Source organism: Streptomyces sp. DSM 42067 (assembly GCF_055792885.1).
On record NZ_CM147706.1, the window covers coordinates 122,401 to 139,009 of the forward strand.

The following is a 16,609-nucleotide window of genomic DNA, read 5'->3' on the forward strand; positions in this document are numbered from 1 at the left end:
TTCTCGGTTTCTGGCACAGATCTTGGGGAGCGGTCGCGGAAGGTCAGTGAAGCAGGATCACCTTGCGGAGTAGTTCGAATCCGGCTCGTCCGTAGAGCCGCCTCTTGATCTTCTTGATGCGGTTCACTGCGCCTTCGGTGCCGCCGGAACTCCCGTGCAGAGTGAGTCTGGAGGACCTGACCTCTGTCCGACCGGCCATCTGGCGATCGAGGCCGCCGGGCTCGCCCGCCTGAGCGAACCCGGTCGGCCGGGCTCCGCCATCCTCGCCGGATGTGCGGTTATGGAACTCAGATCTGGTTCAGGCCGCCGTCGACGTACAGGCTCGAACCGGTGATGAAGCTGCTCTGCTCGGAGGCGAGGAAGGCCACGGCGGCGGCGATCTCCTCCGGGCGCCCGAGCCGGCCCAGCGGCACCTGCGTCGCCAGATGCTGCCTGAGGCCCGCGGCCTGCTCCGGGTCGGGGGCTAGCCCCGACAGGCCAGGGGTGTCGGTCGGGCCGGGCGTGACGGTGTTGACCCGGATGCCGCGCCCCTTGAGTTCGTTGGCCCAGGTCCGGGCGAACGATCGGGTGGCGGCCTTGGTCGCCGCGTACACGCCGAACGCCTCCGTGCCGACATCCACACTGGTGGAGCCGTTCAAGATCACCGAGGCACCGTCGTTGAGCAGGGGCAGCGCCTTTTGAACGGTGAACAGCGTGCCTCGGGCGTTGATACCGAAGACGGTGTCGAAGTGCTCCTCGGTGACCTGCTCAAGCGTCACGAACTCGGCGACGGAGGCGTTCGCGAACAGGACGTCCAGGCCCCGTCCCCGGCCGCGGATCGTCTCGTAGAGGCGGTCCAGGTCGGCCAGGTTCGAGATGTCGCCGATCACCGCGGTGGCCGCTGAACCGATCACTTCGACGGCCGCGTCCAGTTCGGTCTTGCGCCGGCCGGTGATGAACACGTGTGCGCCCTCCGCCGCCAGCCGTACGGCACTGGCCAGGCCGATTCCGCTGCCGCCGCCGGTGACGAGAGCGGTCTTGCCCTCAAGTAGTCCCACGTGAACAACCTCCTTCGACTTCTGCATCGATCGATGCGGAAATCGACGGTAGCACTTCTACATCGATCGATGCAGAAGAGGTAGGCTGCGGGGGTGGAAACCAAACAGAGCGGCCCCATCGGCCGACCGCGAGGATTCGACGCCGACGAAGCTCTCGAGCGCGCCATGCTGGCCTTCTGGGAACACGGCTACGAAGGGGCCAGCCTGGCCAACCTGACCAACGCGATGGGCATCTCCACCACCAGCATGTACGCAGCCTTCGGCAACAAGGAGGAGCTGTTCCGCAAGGCCCTGGAGCGCTACACCGAAGGCCCGAGCGCATACCTGGCCCGGGCCCTGGAGGAGCCGACCGCCCTCGGCGTCGCCACCGCGATCCTGGCTGGCACCGTCCGAACCACCACCCGCCCGGCCCACCCCCACGGATGCCTGGGTGTCCAGGGCGCCCTGGCCACCAGCGACCCCGGGCGTGGCGTCCGTGACCTTCTCGCCGCCTGGCGCAACAACGGCTGCTCCCGCCTCCGAGAGCGGTTCCAGCAAGCCGTCGACGAAGGCGACCTGCCTCCCAAGACCGATCCGGGGCTACTGGCCCGCTACGTCACCACCTTGGCATTCGGCATTGCGGTGCAAGCCGCGAGCGGTGTCACCCGCGATGAACTCCAGGAGATGGCCGACGCCGCCCTACGCAACTGGCCGCTCACCTGAGAACCACCCGGCATCCGGAGGCACCGCAGTTTTCGATTGCGAAGGCCTGGTTTGCGCGAGGCCGCGTACGCCCTGCGGTCTGATCGACGTGCGTGACGCTCCGTCAGGTGTGTGGTTGACCCCGCTGCGGTGGGCCGTGGCCGGTGACGGTGCTTGTCATGCAGGCCGACGCATCATTCTGGGACTCTCTCGCATTCGCCGGGATCGACGACGTGGACGTCGAGGCGGTGACCGCCGCCTTCGGCACGGTCGACGTGATGGCAAGAGGCCGGGCAGCCGGCGCGGCATGTCCCGACTGTGGCTCGGGCCGGGTGCACGACTCTTACCAGCGAAGGCCGAAGGATCTTCCGCTCGGCCGGGCAGAGCGTCGTAATCCGGCTGACGTCCGGCGTTTCATCTGCTGCCGGGCGGACTGCCCGCGTCGTACGTTCGCCGAGCCGTTCGCTCGGCTGACCACCCCATACGCGCGCTTCACCACGGCTCAACCCCTGCGACGACCGAGTCAACACCCCGCAGATCGGCGCCACCGTCGACAACGCCTGGCGTGCGGCCGCCCTCATGCACGCCATCATCCGGCTACGCCCCCTCCCTGCCCGCAACGCCCTGTACGGCTCCGCAGTCGCCGTGTCGTACATGAACGCCGCGGGCGAGGTCATCGACCCGCCGTACGGCGCGATGATCGACCTCGCCGGCGACATCGATACCGGCCGCGCCGACGGGTACGACGCGGCTGTGCGCATTCGCTCCTGGCGGATCTGACCAAAGGAGATCGGGTGCCGTCCGTCGTTCAGCAGCTGTCCGCCAACCGGCCGCTCAGTGCGCTGCGCACCGTGTTGGAATGCCCTGCCAAGGCGTCCGCGCTCCGGCAGGGGCCTACTACTGACGCCCGGCCGGGCGCGGCCTGGCTCGCGTTTCTGTGCCCCGAGAACTCCGATGTCCTGCCCGGGTGGCCCGGCATCGAGACTCACGCCGACGGGGGCTCGATGCCGTGCGGAACCGTGCTTGACTTCCGGCCGCCCGAGCAGCTGCTCCAGTCGCACGCCGACCTGTGGCTCACGTCCCTGACCGGAGTGCGCCCGGAGACGTTCAGCGGTGTGTGGTCCGACGTCCTGGATCAGGCTGACCGTGTGCTCTGCGAGCGCCTGGAGCAGGACGCTGGAGGCGAGGACGGACCGCTGCAAGGCATCGTGACGATGATGGGCTGGGCCCGGCGGTCCGCTGCCGAGGGTGATCTCATTCAGGCAGCAACAGCCCTGGGCTACTGCGAGATGATCGCCCTGAACCTGTAGCCGCTGCTCGGGAAGACTGCTGCGTGTGCTGCTCCTGGTCGTGGTGCAGCATTCGCACGACTGGTGCAGCAGCAGTCGCTGCTCGGCTGCTGCCCGACCCGCCGACTGGACGGGCATCGCGGGGCTGCTGCCCGCTGCCGGGTACGTCGTCCTGCTCACACTCGGTCAGATGCTGGTCGTTCCGGCAGCCCACGCGTGGGTTCCCGACCTCGCCGACGCCGGTCGCATCGGCCTCTACACCGGCGCACTGTCCTCGGCCTCCGGTCTGATCGTTCTAGTACTCCAGTCGCAGTTTGCTATCACTGCTGGTCATGGGCGTGTTCGTAAGGGAACTCGGTTGATGTGCCGTCAGGTGGCGGGAGTTCGTGACTTCGGGTGCGGCGGCGGTGGTGACAGCGGCGTGCGGTGGCCTGGTGACGGCGGCGCCAGCGAGACCAGTTCAGTGCGTGGTGTGTGCGTCGTATGTGGTCAGCGTGGGGCGGCCAGCTGCCAGGAGTCGCCGGATATCCGCCGCTTGAGCGGGGCGAGATCGCCGGAACCGTTCGATCCGGCGTCAATGGCAGGGGTGCCCGACTTCCTGCGCAGGGCCGCCCAGTTCACCGAGTACCAGCTCCTGGCAGGGCCTCGGGATGCCGACATCCCGAGGCTTCGTCAACTCGGATACGGCCCGAGGAAGCGAGAGGGTCAGTCAGAGCAGAGTCGACTGGGAACCTTCTACGCCGATCTGTTAGCCGGCGATGCCATCAGCAGATCAGAGCTGTGGGTGCGCGTCCAGGCCCGCGAAATCATCCACGAACATCAAGACCTCCTTCGCGATCTGTGCGCCGAGTACCGGCTGGACCTGCTGCGGCCGCACCGTCAGCCCCGCCGGACCGCCCCGAGTTGGGCCCGGTGCAGGTCTGGGGCGGTGAATCGCTGCGCCACCGTGCGCAGGACGCGGGCCATCGCCTGGGCGGGTGGGGTGGCGGGGCGTGCCGCGGCGCGTGCGAGGAGGATGCGGCGGGTGGGGGCCGGGACGTCGGAGGCGAACGGCAGGAGGCGCACGTCGCTGCGTCGGCTGGTGAGGGCCAGGCGGGGCGCGAGCGCGATGCCGAGACCGGCGGCGACCATGGCCTGCGCCTCCTGGTAGTCGTGCGATGAGTAGGCGATGCGCGGCTCGAATCCCGCCTGGCGACAGCTTCGGCGCAGGACGTCGGCGACGGGGTGGTTGTCGGCGCGGATGATCCACTCCTGGTCGGCGAGGTCGCCGAGGCGCACGGAGGGATGTGTGCGCAGGGGTGAGTCGGCAGGGACGACCAGCACCGTGGGGTCGTCCAGCAGGTGGGTGAGGGTGAGCGCCGGATCGTCGAGGCGGTTCCATTCGTAGTCCCAGAGCAGCCCCTGCTCCACCTCGCCGGTGTGCAGCATCTCCCTGAGCTCCGCGAGGACTCCGGCGCGTACCTCGATGCGGATGCCTGCGTGGCGACGTCGGAAACGCGTGAGCGCCAGCGGCAGCAGGGACGCGCTCGCCGTGGGGAAGGAACCGAGCCGCAAGGTGCCCTGGTCGAGGGCGGTGAAGGAGTCCAGGTCGGCCTGGGCGGCACGGAGTTCCCGGCGGATGGCCTGACCGCGTTCGGCCAGCGCGGCACCCGCCGGGGTGGGGCGGATACCGCGTGGCAGCCGCTCGATGAGGGGCTGCCCTGCCTCCTGCTCCAGCAGGGACATCTGCTGGGAGGCGGCGGAGGTGGTCATGCCGAGGGCTTCCGCTGCGGCAGTGAGTGAACCGCGTTCGGTGGCCTCGGTGAGCAGCAGCAGACGGCGCACGTTGAGCATGACGTCGACTTTAGCTGAGCTAAACCCAGGTGAAGCGAACTGCGATTGTTCCGAAGTCGTGCCTCTGCGAAGGTCTCCGCAATCGCCGAGCGGTTCACCGGCCCGCAATGCGCCCGTAACCGCTGCCTCGGCCCTTTCCCTACCTCCGTTGATCCAGGAAGAGCCTCAGACGTGCACATTCCCGCGACCCTGGTGCGTGGCGGCACAAGCAAGTGCTGGCTGTTCAACCAGGTCGAAGTCCCTGCCGACCGTGGCGACCTCGAAAGGTTGCTGGTCGCCGCGTACGGCGCCACCGATCCCGTGGAGCTGGACGGGGTGGGTGGGGCAACCCCCACCACCTCGAAAGCGGCCGTGGTCAGCGCCTCATCCCAGCCTGGCGTCGACGTCGACTACCTGTTCGCTCAAGTCGGCATCGGTACGGGCTCGGTGGAGTGGACGAGCAACTGCGGCAATTGCGCCACCGGCGTCGCCCTGTACGTGGTGAGCAAAGGAATGGTTCCGGTCACCGGGGACCGGACGCGCGTGGTGATGCGCAACATCAATACCGGCGCGGTCCTCGAAGGGATCGTCGACACCCCCGGAGGCGTGGTGCACCACTTCGGCCGCCAGACGGTGCCCGGCACCCGTGCCGGCGGGGTCGCGGTCGGCCTCACCTTCCGCGACCCGGCCGGTGGCACTACCGGCTCGCTGCTCCCCACCGGCCAGGCCGCCCAGGACCTGCGGGTCGGCGCCGCCGAGCCGGTACGCGTGAGCATGGTGACCGCAGGAGCTCCGGTCGTCCTTGTCGACGCCGCCAGTGCCGGGCGTACCGGTGCCGAGTCATTGGAGCGGATGAGCGCGGACGTCCCCTGGCTGCGCACCGTCCGTCATACCGCCGCACGTCTGATGGGGCTGCTCCAGCCGGGCGAGGAACCGGGCGACGCGGTGCCCAAGGTGGGCCTGGTCGGCCCGCCGGTGCCGTACACCACCACCCTCGGTGAACTGATCGGTGCCGAGGACTACAACGTGTCGGTGCGCATGCTCACCATGAACGCCCCGCACCCCGCGATCGGCCTGACCTCCGCCGTCGCCGTCGCTGCGGCCGGGCTGCTGCAGGGGTCCGTGGTCTCTCGGACCACGGGCGGCCCGACCGACGAGTGGTTGCGCCTCGGCACGCCCGCCGGCGTCGTCGCGGTCCGCTGCACCGATGTAAGGGACGGCCTGCCGCACCGGGTCACCGTGCAGCGCGCGGCCCGTCTGCTCGCCGACGCCCGAATCTACGTACCGGAAGCCGGCAGCCCGCAAGTCGCCTGAGCCGCGACGAACATCACCTCGGTCAGGCCGGCTCCCAGCCGTCCGCACCGGGATACCCTCGCGCCCTCGGGGCGCGCCCCCCGTTCCCTCTCCCCAAGGACAAAGATGTCTGCTGAAGTGATCTCCATAGGCGCGCTGCTGGTGATGTTCGTGGTCGGCACCGTGCTGCCGATCAACCTGGGCATCCTCGCCTTCGTCGCCACCTTCGCGGTCGGCACCGCCTCGCTCGGCCTCACCGAGGACGAGATCTTCGAGGGATTCCCGGCGAAGCTCTTCGTCACCATCGTCGGAGTCACCTACCTGTTCTCCGTCGCCCGCCGCAACGGCACCATCGACTGGCTCGTCGCGGCCGGGGTGCGGCTGGTACGCGGCAAAGTGACGCTCATCCCCTGGGTGCTGTTCCTGGTGGCCGCCCTGCTGACGGCGTTCGGTACGTTCACCCCGGCCGCGGTCGCGATCCTCGCGCCGATCGGCATGAACTTCGCCTACCGCTACAAGCTCAACCCGCTGGTCGTCGGCATGATGGTGATCAGCGGCGGGCACGCGGGCGCGTTCTCCCCGCTGGCCGTCTCCGGTGCGCTGGTGCTCGGCCTCGTCGACAAGACCGATCTGCAGGTCTCCGCAGTGGCGCTGTTCAGCGCCAGCTTCGTGATCAACCTGGTGCTCTCGATCCTCACCTACGCCCTGCTCGCCAAGCGTCCCGCCCCGCTGGTCGAGGGCGCCGCGGAGGCAGCCGACAACGAGGATCTCGCCGTCTCCGGCAGGCTCGACTGGCGGCAGTGGCTCACCCTCGCCTCTCTGGTGGCCCTCGTCGTCGGCGCGCTCGGCTTCCAGCTGGAGATCGGCTTCCTTGCGCTGGGTGCCGGCGCCCTGCTGGCCCTGGTGGACATGAAGCGGCAGGAGAAGGCCGTGGACGGCGTCAGCTGGTCCACCCTGCTTCTGGTGGCGGGCATGATGACGTACATCGCGATGCTGGAGAAGGCCGGCATCATCGAGGAGATCTCCGAACATGCCGCCAACCTGGGCGCCCCGCTCGTCGTCGCCCTGCTGCTGTGCTTCACCGTGGCCATCACCTCCGCCTTCGCCTCCTCTACCGCGATTCTCACAGCGATCATCCCCATCGCCGTACCGCTGCTGCTCTCCAGCCACCTCAGCGCCGTCGGACTGATCGCCGCGCTCGCCGTCTCCACGACGATCGTCGACACCTCTCCCTTCTCCACCAACGGCGCACTTGTCCTCAGCAACGCCCGTGGGGTGGACGCCCGCCGCTTCTACCGCCAGGTCATCGGCTACACCGGCGGAATCGTCGCCCTCGGTCCTGTCGTCGCCTGGGGCGCGCTGGTCCTGCCCTGGTCGTAGCGCGCGGTGCACGTGCCGCGCGGTGCACGTGCCGCGCGGTGCACGTGCCGCGCGGTGCGCGACTGTTCCCGCACGCCGAGGGGGAGCCTTCGCCCGCGAGATCGTGCTGCCCTAGGCGATACTGCGCGCGCTGCCCGCCGGGATCGACTTGCGCGTCGCGGCCCTGGCCGAGCCGGCAGCCGTTGCCTGGCACGCCGTCTCGTAGGCGGGCGACCTCCGCGGCAAACGCGTCCTGGCTGTCGGCTGCGGCCCCATTGGCGCCCTCGCCGTCGTGGCAGCGGCACGGGTCGGTGCCGCCGAGGGACGCGACCGACGAGGCGCAACTCCGGTGCGAACGTCATGAGACTGGTTCTGTCGGTCCCTCGCGACTGGTGAATTGGAACGGGAACGAGCGGTAGGCGGTGATCACCTCATGGTCAGTGCGGGGCGGGGCCGGCCGCCATGCTGGCCCGTTCCGCCGAGCGTGTCCCTGCCACACCGGTCCCGGTCCCTGAGCACGCTGCTGTCCGGCTGACACGCCCCCCGCGTCTCACGCTGCCGCAATGACCGGCGGACGCCCCCGCAGTGCTGGAGCGAGCGCCAGGGTTACGGTGACGGAAGCGGCTGCCATGACCGTCATCGCCACCGCAGGTGTGGTGAGTTCGGCGATGGTGCCTGCGAGAAGGGCGCCGACGCCCTGCAGGGTGAGCATGCCGGAGGAGTGCAGGCCGAGGGCCTGGCCGCTCAGCTCGTCGGGCGTCAGCCGTATCAGGCGTTCCTGGAGCAGGAGGCTCGCTGCGAAGCCGACGGAGGCCAGGGTGACGGCGGCCAACGCGACGGAGAGTCCCGGTTCCAGGAAGAACAACAGGTAAGGGACAGCGAGCAGCAGCCGCAGCGGGGCGCCGAGGCGTTCACGCCACCACAGCGGGAGGAAACGTCCGGCGAGCGTGTCGCCGACGAACATGCCGAGGGCGGCGCAGGCGAAGAGCAGCCCCGCGTACTCGGGGGCATAGGAGACGTACAGGGACTCGCAGCCCACGATGAGTCCGTTCGGCACCCACAGCGCCAGGTAGACGTAGCGGCGGGGCGCGGACGACCACAGACGGGCGTTGACGCGCCAGGTGGCGGCAGCCGACGGACGGCCGTTGGCACGGGGCGGGCGGTCGGTGAGGCCGAGGCGGGTGACGGCCGCGGCGGCCACATACAGCAGCGCGCCGGCGAGCAGCGCGCCACGCGGCGACAGCAGGGCGACGAGGACGCCGCCGAGGGCGTAGCCGCAGATCTGCAGGGTGCCGACGGCCATGTTGAGCACCGAACGGCCCAGCAGATAGCCGTCCTTGGTGAGGATTTCGTTGAGCAGGCCGAAGCGGATTCCGCCGCCCACGGAGGCGATCAGGCCTTCGGCCGCCAGGACCGCGAAGACCGTCCACACCGGCAGCCCCGGGACGGCCTGGGCGGTGGCGGCAACCGCGAAAGCCAGGGTGAGGCCGGTCATGGCGGCGCGCGGGCGGAGCCGGTCGGCGGCCGACAGCAGCGTGGCCGCGCCGACGACCTGGGCGAGGGAAGGCCCGAACATGGCGAGGGCGGAGAGCAGCGGGGACCCGGTGGCGGAGTGGATCAGGGTGCCCAGGGCCAGCCCGCTCACCGTGGAAGCGGCCACGGACAGCGCGCTGGTGGCGAAGAGCGGTGTGAACTCCGGTGTGCGGAACAGTTCTCGGTAGGTGCGCATAACGGGGAGTGTGCGAGGGGCCGCTGCGGTGGCGTTAATGTTTCGCACGGAGGCGAAACGATGGGACTGTGGCTGCTCGATGCGGACACTCTTGCGCGCAGCCGTTTCGTGATCTCCCCCTTGGCCGAGACCGTTGCCGCCCTGATCGACCTGGAGGAGGCCGTGGCCTCCCACTCGGTGCAGCAGAGGTGGTTGGCGGCCCATCTGTCGGCGTTTCGTGAGCAGTTGGCTCGCGACCCGGTCGCAGCGGCCGTGGTGCGGGCCGGGTTCCGGTACAGCTGGATCGCCGACTTTCTCATCCCCGCCCCGGTGGGCGATGGCATCCCGCACATCGACGAGGAACTGCACCGCGTCCGGACCACCCCGCCCGCGACCGCCCGCACCGACCTGACGACCGCCCTGAGCGGCGGCTCCCTCCCCGACGCGCTGCGCCGCGACGACCTCCCCGAACGCTCGGCAGCCCTGCTGGAGTGGGTGTGGACCCGGACGGTGCTGCCGGACTGGGAACGGCGCCGCCGCGTCCTCGAGGCCGATGTCGTCGCCCGCACCCGGCAGTTGAGCAACGGCGGCTGGGCCACGGCCCTCGACGGCCTACGCCCCCGCACCCGCTGGCTGGGCGAGGGCCGGCTGCAGATCAACGCCCACGACAACCCGCCACGCGACATCTCCGGCGCACAACTCCTGTTCGTCCCCGTCACCCCGCGCCGCGGCTGGGTGACCTGGGACGAGCCCCACCGGTACGCCGTGGTGTATCCCTGCTCGGGCGTGCTGACCGGGGAGGAGGATCGTCCGGCGCCCCAGGCACTGCGCGCCCTGCTCGGTCCGGGGCGGGCCCGAACCCTCGCTCTCCTGGGCACACCCATGAGCACCACCCAGCTGGTGGCCCTGACCGGACTGGCACTGGGCTCGGTGGGACGGCACCTGAAGGTACTACTGGACGCGGGACTGGTCCGCCGGCGGCGCGCAGGGCGGTCGGTGCTGTACTACCGCAGCGAGGCGGGCGACTTGCTGGTCGAGACGGTCCGGCACGGCCGGCCAGGGCCTCCTGCCGCGGTCATCGCGGAGTGATCCTCCCCGCAGAGCCCTTGACTACGAAACGGGACCATCCCCGCAGGTGCGGGGAGCAGGCGAGACCTTTGCGGGTTCCGTGTTGTCCACGGGGACCGTCCCCGCGGGTGCGGGACCAACACTCAGCGGATATCGACGTCGAACGTGGGGACGGGACCATCCCCGCGGGTGCAGGGAGCAGCCGACGGGCGGCTGCGGCCTGGTCTGGAGTGAGGGACCATCCCCGCGGGTGCGGGGAGCAGCTTCCGTGGGGTCCCGCCTGGTCTCCTACGGCGAGATCGTGGAGCGGTTCGACCTCAACCTCGACGGCACCAAGAGCAGCCCCCACGTGCTGGCCGGGTACATGAACACCACCGGCCGGGCGTGCGAGGCGTCCGGGCGCCGCTTCCCGTTCTACTGGTGGAAAGCCGAAGGCGGCGCCAACTACGCGGTGAAGCAGTCCGTCGCCGACCTCTTCAAGGCGGCCCGGAAAGCGTAGGCGCCAGCACAGTCGTGACGACGGGCTTGACGCCCCCTGGAGCAGGTGGGCGTCTACCGCCCCGCCAGCGAATCTGGGGCCCCCGTATCACCGAAGGCGGAGGGCAAGTATCCAATCGACGCCATGGGCTGCGGCTACACCCCTCAAAGTTCACAGCGCGCGTGGTCGCGCTCCCCATGCCTGCGTGCCCGTAAGGTTTCAGTGGTCCAGTCGTCAGACCTGTTCCTGGGCATAACGGGCCGCGTACCAGCTGGAGTCGATGTCGGCGTTGCGCAGAGTCCCCCAGAAGCAGTCGTCGGGCATCTGCGGAATGGGCGGGTTGCCGAAGTCGGCGAGCAGTTCGGCGCGCCAGTCGACGCTCAGGTGGCTGCGGGTGGTTGCGATCTCGTACACCGCCCGGTGCGGCGAGCCCCATACGGCCTCCACCATCTTCTCTGCCGCCCATCTGCGGAGGTTGTCCCGTTGTGCGTTCGCCTGGACGATCACCTTGCGCAGCCGCAGGCCCAGCGGGCCGGCCTGGTCCGGCGGGAGGGTCTCGCCCCGCCCCAGCGCGTCCAGAGCCGCACTGACCTCGGTGTACTTGGCCAGCCCCGTCTCGACGGCCAGTCTGCGCATCTGCTTGCACGCCGCCTCGGCCACGCCTTCACGGGGCAGGGTGGCGACCAGCACGCCGAGTTCTTGCAGTCCATGCAGGTGAACCACCGGCAGCGGTTCCGTCCCGCCCGCGTGCAGATCCAGCGGGGGGAGCTGTGTCTCCGGCCCGGAAAGGGGGTCGTCGGCGCTGCCCCACTCCGGCCGGGGCGCACGCGCGGACTCCCAGAGCAGCCGTCCGTTGAACGAGACGGCGCTCGGGCCCTTGCCGCTCTCCAACTGATCTGCCACTTCCGCCAGATAAGCGCCCAGCGAGTCGGCGCGCCCGAAGTCCGTTCCGGTCTCGTCGAAGAACCGCCCGATCGCGCCGTAGGGATCCCGCTCGGGGCGGCAGTCGATGGTGAGGCCGTCGGCGGTGGCCTCGTAGGAACCGAACTTGAGGTAGCCGTGGTGCCAGTAGTACTCGGTCTCCTCCTCGTCCAGGTCGGCGGCGATGTTCCGCAGGAAACCGGTCGCTTCGACGATCTCGCGCACGCCGAGCAGCCGGTCGTTAGTCGGGAACCGGAACGCCTCCGCGCCGCCCCGCGCCCCGTTGTGCCGACGCAGCGACGCGACCAGGTCGGGGTGGAAGGTGACGTCCAGCTCCTCCTCCGCCGCCCGTATCTCCTCTTTCGCCGCGGGCGTGACGAACGAGGCGAACGTACGAGGCGCGTGCTCCCGCAGCCAACCGTCGATGCGGTCCCAGGAGTTCTCGACCAGGTCGGTAGTCATGCGGCCGACCCTAGAGGCAGGCACCGACAACGCGGCGGCGTACCGCTGCCGGGCGCCGCAATCAACATTCGATGGCACAGGACACTCGACTCATCTCGTATGGCTGAGCGCTCTACTTGGCCTCGCTGGACGAGGAGCGCTTGGTTCTGGTGGCGCGCCCCGTGAACCGCACCGTGCGTCGCGTACTGACGGTCTGGCGGGCCTTTAGTCCTGCTCGGGCAGGCGGAGCAGGCTGCCGCTCCAGCGCTCGTCGTCGTCCCCGGCCGGCGTCACGCGGAGCCCGAAGGCGTTCTCTGCCAGAGCCAGGACGCTGTACAGCGGATCAGGATGCCCGGGAATGAGCCCGAGCGGGCGCATGAACTCGTCGAGCCTCTGCGGGTCCAGACCAGTCGGCTCGATCGGCTGGAGCGTGTGGAAGTCGACGATGATGTCGCCGTCGACCGCGTATTTGAACCAGTGCATCGGCTTGTCGTTGCAGTACAGCGCGACAGCCTCCGTCCCCTGCGAAACCCTGGACAGGATCCGCTCATCCAGCCCGTGCCTCCCGCCCTGCTCCCACGCCCACGTCCACGCGCCGTCGGTGCCGGTCGTCACCACCGGCTCGTCCTCATCGAACAGGGTGTCGCCGAAGTCGTCGTCCAGGTCCATGGGGTCGCGTAGCGCGAGGGTGTCGGGGTCCACCCCCATGCGGGTCAGCAACTCCGTGGGAGACAGGTTCCTGGCGAAGGTCAGCATGTAAATGGGGATGTCCGCGCGGAAATGATCCAGGCCGCGGTCTCTGCCAGTACTCGTCATGCACAGGATGTTGCCACGCCTCACTGACATCCCGGCTCGGACCCAAGCCGCAACGCCAGGGGCCGTGCTCAGGATGAGCGCTCAGAGGCCAGCCAGCATGCAACAGGATTGCCGTTCCGGCCAACTACAGCGCTCAGAGTCGCCAGCCACGGCGCTCATGGCCAACCAGCGCGCTACCCGACCACTCTCGCGCCACCGGGCGAGCCTGTCGATGTGCACCCAAAAATCGAACAGCGTTCACGTCCACCAGTCGGATGGCGGGTGTGGACACCAGCTACGCATCGGCGCCGCCGTGCCGCCTCCAGGCGGTCTCACCGTCGGTGAAGAAGACCTCGCCGCTGAACGAGTCGGCCACCGCCGCCGCTCCGTTGCGCAGCGCCACGTTGACGGCCGCCAGCATGTTGCCGGCAGCGTAGTTCAGCGTGCCGCACAGAGGAGCCACCAACCACTGGCGCACAGCGTCGGCGGCGCCCGTGCTGCCCGCCCTCCTCGCCGAGCTCCGCATCACCGGGCCGGACGGCATGGACAGGCGACAGAGGCCTGTCCAGGCTCGTCAGCTGTGTCCGCGGGAATACCGTGCCATCGGGCAGCGCGGTGAAACCCGACTCAGTAGAGGAGGCAGTCGGGCCAGTGTGGGTCGTCCCAGCGGGCGTCCCCGGTGAGCCCAATCAGCCGCACCTGGTGGAGCAATTCCTCAGGCACGTCCAAAGCGCGCAGCCGGGCTGGAGCGTGGCTCGCCAGCCAGGCTGCGAGTTCGGTGCACCGGGATTCCTCGTCATCCCAGTACCAGGAGACCCACGGAAGTTCGTCTCGCAGCAGGTCGCCAGCCCATTGGGAAACCGCTTGTGCCAGGTGCCGGTCGGCGACGGGGTGGTCCTGTGCCTCCCAGGCGGTGAGCCAGGGGTCGAGTGTGCCGGACGCCTCCGCGCACATCGCGAACACCTCGTACGCCGGCACCACTGGGTCCGCTTCAGCGAGGCTGTGGGCCAACCAGGCGTGCAGGAACACCCGAACTGCCGTGCTCTGCTGCGCGGGCCACTGCTGCCAATGCCCCCGGGCGAACGACAGCCCGACCATGCCCATGTCGAAGAGGGGCTCGACCAGGCCGCCGACCAGAGCCCTGGCGAACTGGGGCAGGATGCGCCGCAGCACCGCGCCGTGGTCGTCCCAGTCAGGGGCGTCCCAGGTGCGGCGCAGCAGATCCGGCTCCAGCTCCACGTCGGGGACCTTCAGCAGCGCGAGCTCTTCGGAGCTGCCCCAGTGGCATTCGCACTGGACCTCTTGGAGGCCAGCGGTCATACCGCGGAAGGTGACGGCCACACCGTCCACCGCAGCGTCGAGTCGGCGTCGTGCAAGGGCGGGGTCGAGGTGCATGGTCGCAGGCACAGCCTCACGGGACTCCGGGCGGCTTCCGCCGACCGAAGATGACGACCCTATCGCCCCCGGGCGCCACCGTGAATTCGGCATCCACGCCGAACGCTGGACACCGCTGCACGCGCATCGACGAGTGGAGGGAATCCCTGGCCTCGGCACACCACGCCGCGCTCCAGGCAAAAAGCATCACGAAGACCGCGGGCGACGCCGCTCACGCCCTGGACCTGGAGGAGTACGAACCGGTGCCTGAGGTCCAAGGGATAACGGACAGCTGGTGGCGCGGGACGGACTCCCTCATCGCCGTCCACCGAGGCGAAGCCGACTGTCTCACGGCGCCCCAGTGCCGAACGGCACACATCTACGGCGGTCTCCATGACTGAGGCCTTCGCGGTGGCCGACCGCGGCCTGACGGGAACGATCACCCGCACCCGCCTGCGAAACGCGCTCCTGCCGCAACCTCCCGGAGAGCAGCTCAGCTGGGCCGCCTCGGGAAACTGACACCTGCCCTGAGAAAAAGGAGGCCTCCAGTGTCAGCGAGGATGTCATTCCGAAGTTCAGATGGCCGACTGCCACCAGGTTCGTTGACACGTCAGCCCGAGAACTCGGCACCCAGCACCGCCCGCGACACAGCAGCCCGCCCTGCCGTCTCACTCCAAGATGACACAGCCCAGCTCAGAGCCCCTCGGCCAACGAAACGCATTGAGAAGGGACAGAACGGATAGCAGACGGAAAGAATGGGGCCCACCGTCCCAATGGACCGTGGGCCAGGCAGTTATCGCTGGCTCCACCAGGCAAGAGCGGTCACGATGACGCCGCCGGATGCTGACGCCAAACCGTAGACCAATCCGTGGCTGGCCGTGCGACTCAGGGATCGCAGATAGCGGTGTCGCCTAGCAGCGCGATTCCCCTCGTTCGGGGACGCCAGCAGTGAAGCTGCCGGCTCTTGGTGGGCGGGGTCCGTCGGCGTACGGTGGGTATCGCCCGAGGGTTCTGTGAGACCCATTGCTTCTTTCTCCTTGTCTCGATGAAGTACTGGGCTACGTCGCAGCCCTCTGTGAGCACAGAGGGCCGCCGCTGGTTTCTCCTCCTTGGCGTCTCCCTTTGCGTCTCTAGGGGCGCCAGTTCCGGGCAGGGGCGGTGTGGGTCGTCGTAGAGCACAGCGCAGGGACGCGTTGACCGGGGTCAGGCCCAGCCCCTCTGTCCAGGAAGGAAAGGCACCGGGCCGCTGCGTCCCTAACCACACACAGGTAAGTCAGCACCCAGTTCGGGGCGACGAAGAATCCGCTGCCAACGTTCGGCGAAGCTAGGTCAAGACGTATCGATTTGCCCGCCGACGACGCTCGCCGCGGACCGGAAGGGAACGGAAACACATGATCGGTTACACCACTTGGCGAGCGAGACGCGACCACTCCGTCTATCGGAGAGACGCGATATGGCTCGACAGATGCGAGGCGGTCCGCCTCCTGGAGGAGCGGTACGAGGGGGAAGGTCACGTTCGAGCACCTTGCTGACCCGGTTCACGAACATGAGGTCTGTACGCCGCTCGCCCCCATGCACTTCACCAACCGTGGCATCGAGGAGCCGGAGAAGCGGCGCGGCGAGGAGGAGGTCACCTTCGAGTGGTTCGCCGAGCGGGCCGGGTTGCCGATCGGCCTCTCGCGGATCACTCAAAATCCGATGGCACGCACCCGTTCCGCGGCTATCCGCGCTGCTCGTAGCGCCGCCAATCGCGTCCGCCGTCGCGAGAGATCCATAGCCCTTCGCCCTTCACCAAGCTGTACATCGCCGTCGTCGAGTCCGCGATGCCGTAGAGCGTCGTGCCGTCGACGGTGAACGACGTGAATTTCGTCGGCGTCTTCAGCTCGTGGAAGACGCTGTTGGTGCGGTCGTCGGCGAGCCAGTAGCGGCCGCCTTCCTCGCCGACGAGAAGCCGCCCGTCCGCAAGCAGCTCCAGGACCAGCGACTCCGGGCCACGCTTCAGATGCCTCCAGGGAATGCCGCCGGTGAGGACCGTCTGCCAGTGCTCGCCGCCGTCCGTTGTCACCAACAGGCCGCGCACGCCCTCGCCCCGGGTGAGGGACAGCGCCGCGGTGCCACCCCGCGCGGCGAGGACGCCCCCCGCGTACGGCTTCGGGACGGCCGTGGAGCCAAGGGTGTGACCGTCGCGCTGCCATACGACGCGGTTGGGGTCTTCGGTCAGGGGCTGCTCCAGGGTCCAGGCCGTGCCCCGCTCGTCAACGGCGAGGCGGATGACGTCGTCCGGTACTCCGGCCGGGGGCCCCACGGTGCGCGTGGCGGGGCGGTAGATGTGACGCGCTTGTACTTCGCCTCG

General features: G+C 69.1%; 16 protein-coding genes and 3 pseudogenes. 10 read left to right on the plus strand and 9 right to left on the minus strand.

Annotation, left to right across the window (positions count from 1 at the left end; all coding sequences use genetic code 11):
* Window positions 1-287: 287 nt before the first annotated feature.
* Window positions 288-1,037: an SDR family oxidoreductase gene (locus tag ACSMXV_RS00695; RefSeq protein WP_473175740.1), complete on the minus strand. Its 750-nt coding sequence runs from the start codon at window positions 1,035-1,037 to the stop codon at window positions 288-290.
* A gap of 93 nt (window positions 1,038-1,130) precedes the next feature.
* Between ACSMXV_RS00695 and ACSMXV_RS00700 the strand changes: the two genes are divergently transcribed.
* The 4 genes and pseudogenes from ACSMXV_RS00700 to ACSMXV_RS00715 form a co-directional block, all read left to right on the plus strand.
* Complete coding sequence (locus tag ACSMXV_RS00700) at window positions 1,131-1,739, plus strand: TetR/AcrR family transcriptional regulator (RefSeq protein ID WP_473175741.1); 609 nt, start codon at window positions 1,131-1,133, stop codon at window positions 1,737-1,739.
* Between the two features lie 558 nt (window positions 1,740-2,297).
* Entirely contained in the window at window positions 2,298-2,498 is a 201-nt protein-coding gene (locus ACSMXV_RS00705; RefSeq protein WP_473175742.1) for a hypothetical protein, read from the plus strand.
* A gap of 14 nt (window positions 2,499-2,512) precedes the next feature.
* On the plus strand, window positions 2,513-3,028 hold the full coding sequence (locus tag ACSMXV_RS00710; RefSeq protein WP_473175743.1) for a hypothetical protein: 516 nt from the start codon (window positions 2,513-2,515) through the stop codon (window positions 3,026-3,028).
* Between the two features lie 85 nt (window positions 3,029-3,113).
* A pseudogene (locus tag ACSMXV_RS00715) lies at window positions 3,114-3,305 on the plus strand (MFS transporter); the annotation flags it as partial.
* 191 nt (window positions 3,306-3,496) lie between these two features.
* Here the strand turns inward: ACSMXV_RS00715 and ACSMXV_RS00720 are convergent.
* Entirely contained in the window at window positions 3,497-3,667 is a 171-nt protein-coding gene (locus ACSMXV_RS00720; RefSeq protein WP_473179250.1) for a hypothetical protein, read from the minus strand.
* A 219-nt stretch (window positions 3,668-3,886) separates the two neighbouring features.
* Window positions 3,887-4,840 (minus strand): LysR family transcriptional regulator, encoded by a 954-nt coding sequence (locus tag ACSMXV_RS00725; RefSeq protein ID WP_356095936.1) that lies wholly within the window; start codon window positions 4,838-4,840, stop codon window positions 3,887-3,889.
* A 171-nt stretch (window positions 4,841-5,011) separates the two neighbouring features.
* Here ACSMXV_RS00725 and ACSMXV_RS00730 point away from each other — a divergent pair, with 171 nt between their 5' ends.
* A complete protein-coding gene (locus ACSMXV_RS00730) occupies window positions 5,012-6,133 on the plus strand; it encodes a PrpF domain-containing protein (protein WP_473175744.1) in 1,122 nt (373 codons plus the stop codon).
* 105 nt (window positions 6,134-6,238) lie between these two features.
* Window positions 6,239-7,492, plus strand: coding sequence for an SLC13 family permease (locus tag ACSMXV_RS00735; protein WP_473175745.1), 1,254 nt, complete (start codon window positions 6,239-6,241; stop codon window positions 7,490-7,492).
* Between the two features lie 529 nt (window positions 7,493-8,021).
* Here ACSMXV_RS00735 and ACSMXV_RS00740 read toward each other — a convergent pair.
* The gene (locus ACSMXV_RS00740; protein WP_473175746.1) at window positions 8,022-9,200 is read right to left on the minus strand and encodes an MFS transporter; all 1,179 of its coding nucleotides are present in this window, start codon (window positions 9,198-9,200) and stop codon (window positions 8,022-8,024) included.
* A 60-nt stretch (window positions 9,201-9,260) separates the two neighbouring features.
* On the opposite strand from ACSMXV_RS00740, the gene ACSMXV_RS00745 reads away from it, so the two are divergent.
* Both ACSMXV_RS00745 and ACSMXV_RS00750 read left to right on the plus strand, forming a co-directional pair.
* Window positions 9,261-10,268, plus strand: a complete 1,008-nt coding sequence (locus ACSMXV_RS00745) for an ArsR/SmtB family transcription factor (protein ID WP_473175747.1) — start codon at window positions 9,261-9,263, stop codon at window positions 10,266-10,268.
* Window positions 10,269-10,515: 247 nt separating this feature from the next.
* The gene (locus ACSMXV_RS00750) at window positions 10,516-10,746 is read left to right on the plus strand and encodes a DUF6416 domain-containing protein (protein ID WP_473175748.1); all 231 of its coding nucleotides are present in this window, start codon (window positions 10,516-10,518) and stop codon (window positions 10,744-10,746) included.
* 213 nt (window positions 10,747-10,959) lie between these two features.
* Here the strand turns inward: ACSMXV_RS00750 and ACSMXV_RS00755 are convergent, their stop codons facing one another.
* The 4 genes and pseudogenes from ACSMXV_RS00755 to ACSMXV_RS00770 form a co-directional block, all read right to left on the minus strand.
* Window positions 10,960-12,108, minus strand: coding sequence for an SMI1/KNR4 family protein (locus ACSMXV_RS00755; protein ID WP_473175749.1), 1,149 nt, complete (start codon window positions 12,106-12,108; stop codon window positions 10,960-10,962).
* A gap of 204 nt (window positions 12,109-12,312) precedes the next feature.
* Window positions 12,313-12,903, minus strand: a complete 591-nt coding sequence (locus tag ACSMXV_RS00760; protein WP_473175750.1) for a DUF6461 domain-containing protein — start codon at window positions 12,901-12,903, stop codon at window positions 12,313-12,315.
* Window positions 12,904-13,180: 277 nt separating this feature from the next.
* Window positions 13,181-13,424 (minus strand): annotated as a pseudogene (locus tag ACSMXV_RS00765) (inositol monophosphatase family protein); the annotation flags it as partial.
* Between the two features lie 85 nt (window positions 13,425-13,509).
* A complete protein-coding gene (locus tag ACSMXV_RS00770) occupies window positions 13,510-14,202 on the minus strand; it encodes a hypothetical protein (protein WP_473175751.1) in 693 nt (230 codons plus the stop codon).
* A gap of 447 nt (window positions 14,203-14,649) precedes the next feature.
* On the opposite strand from ACSMXV_RS00770, the gene ACSMXV_RS00775 reads away from it, so the two are divergent.
* On the plus strand, window positions 14,650-14,775 hold the full coding sequence (locus ACSMXV_RS00775) for a hypothetical protein (RefSeq protein ID WP_473175752.1): 126 nt from the start codon (window positions 14,650-14,652) through the stop codon (window positions 14,773-14,775).
* A gap of 1,053 nt (window positions 14,776-15,828) precedes the next feature.
* Window positions 15,829-15,910 (plus strand): annotated as a pseudogene (locus ACSMXV_RS00780) (DUF6104 family protein); the annotation flags it as partial.
* Between the two features lie 66 nt (window positions 15,911-15,976).
* Here ACSMXV_RS00780 and ACSMXV_RS00785 read toward each other — a convergent pair.
* The gene (locus ACSMXV_RS00785; protein WP_473175753.1) at window positions 15,977-16,561 is read right to left on the minus strand and encodes a hypothetical protein; all 585 of its coding nucleotides are present in this window, start codon (window positions 16,559-16,561) and stop codon (window positions 15,977-15,979) included.
* Between the last annotated feature and the right edge of the window lie 48 nt (window positions 16,562-16,609).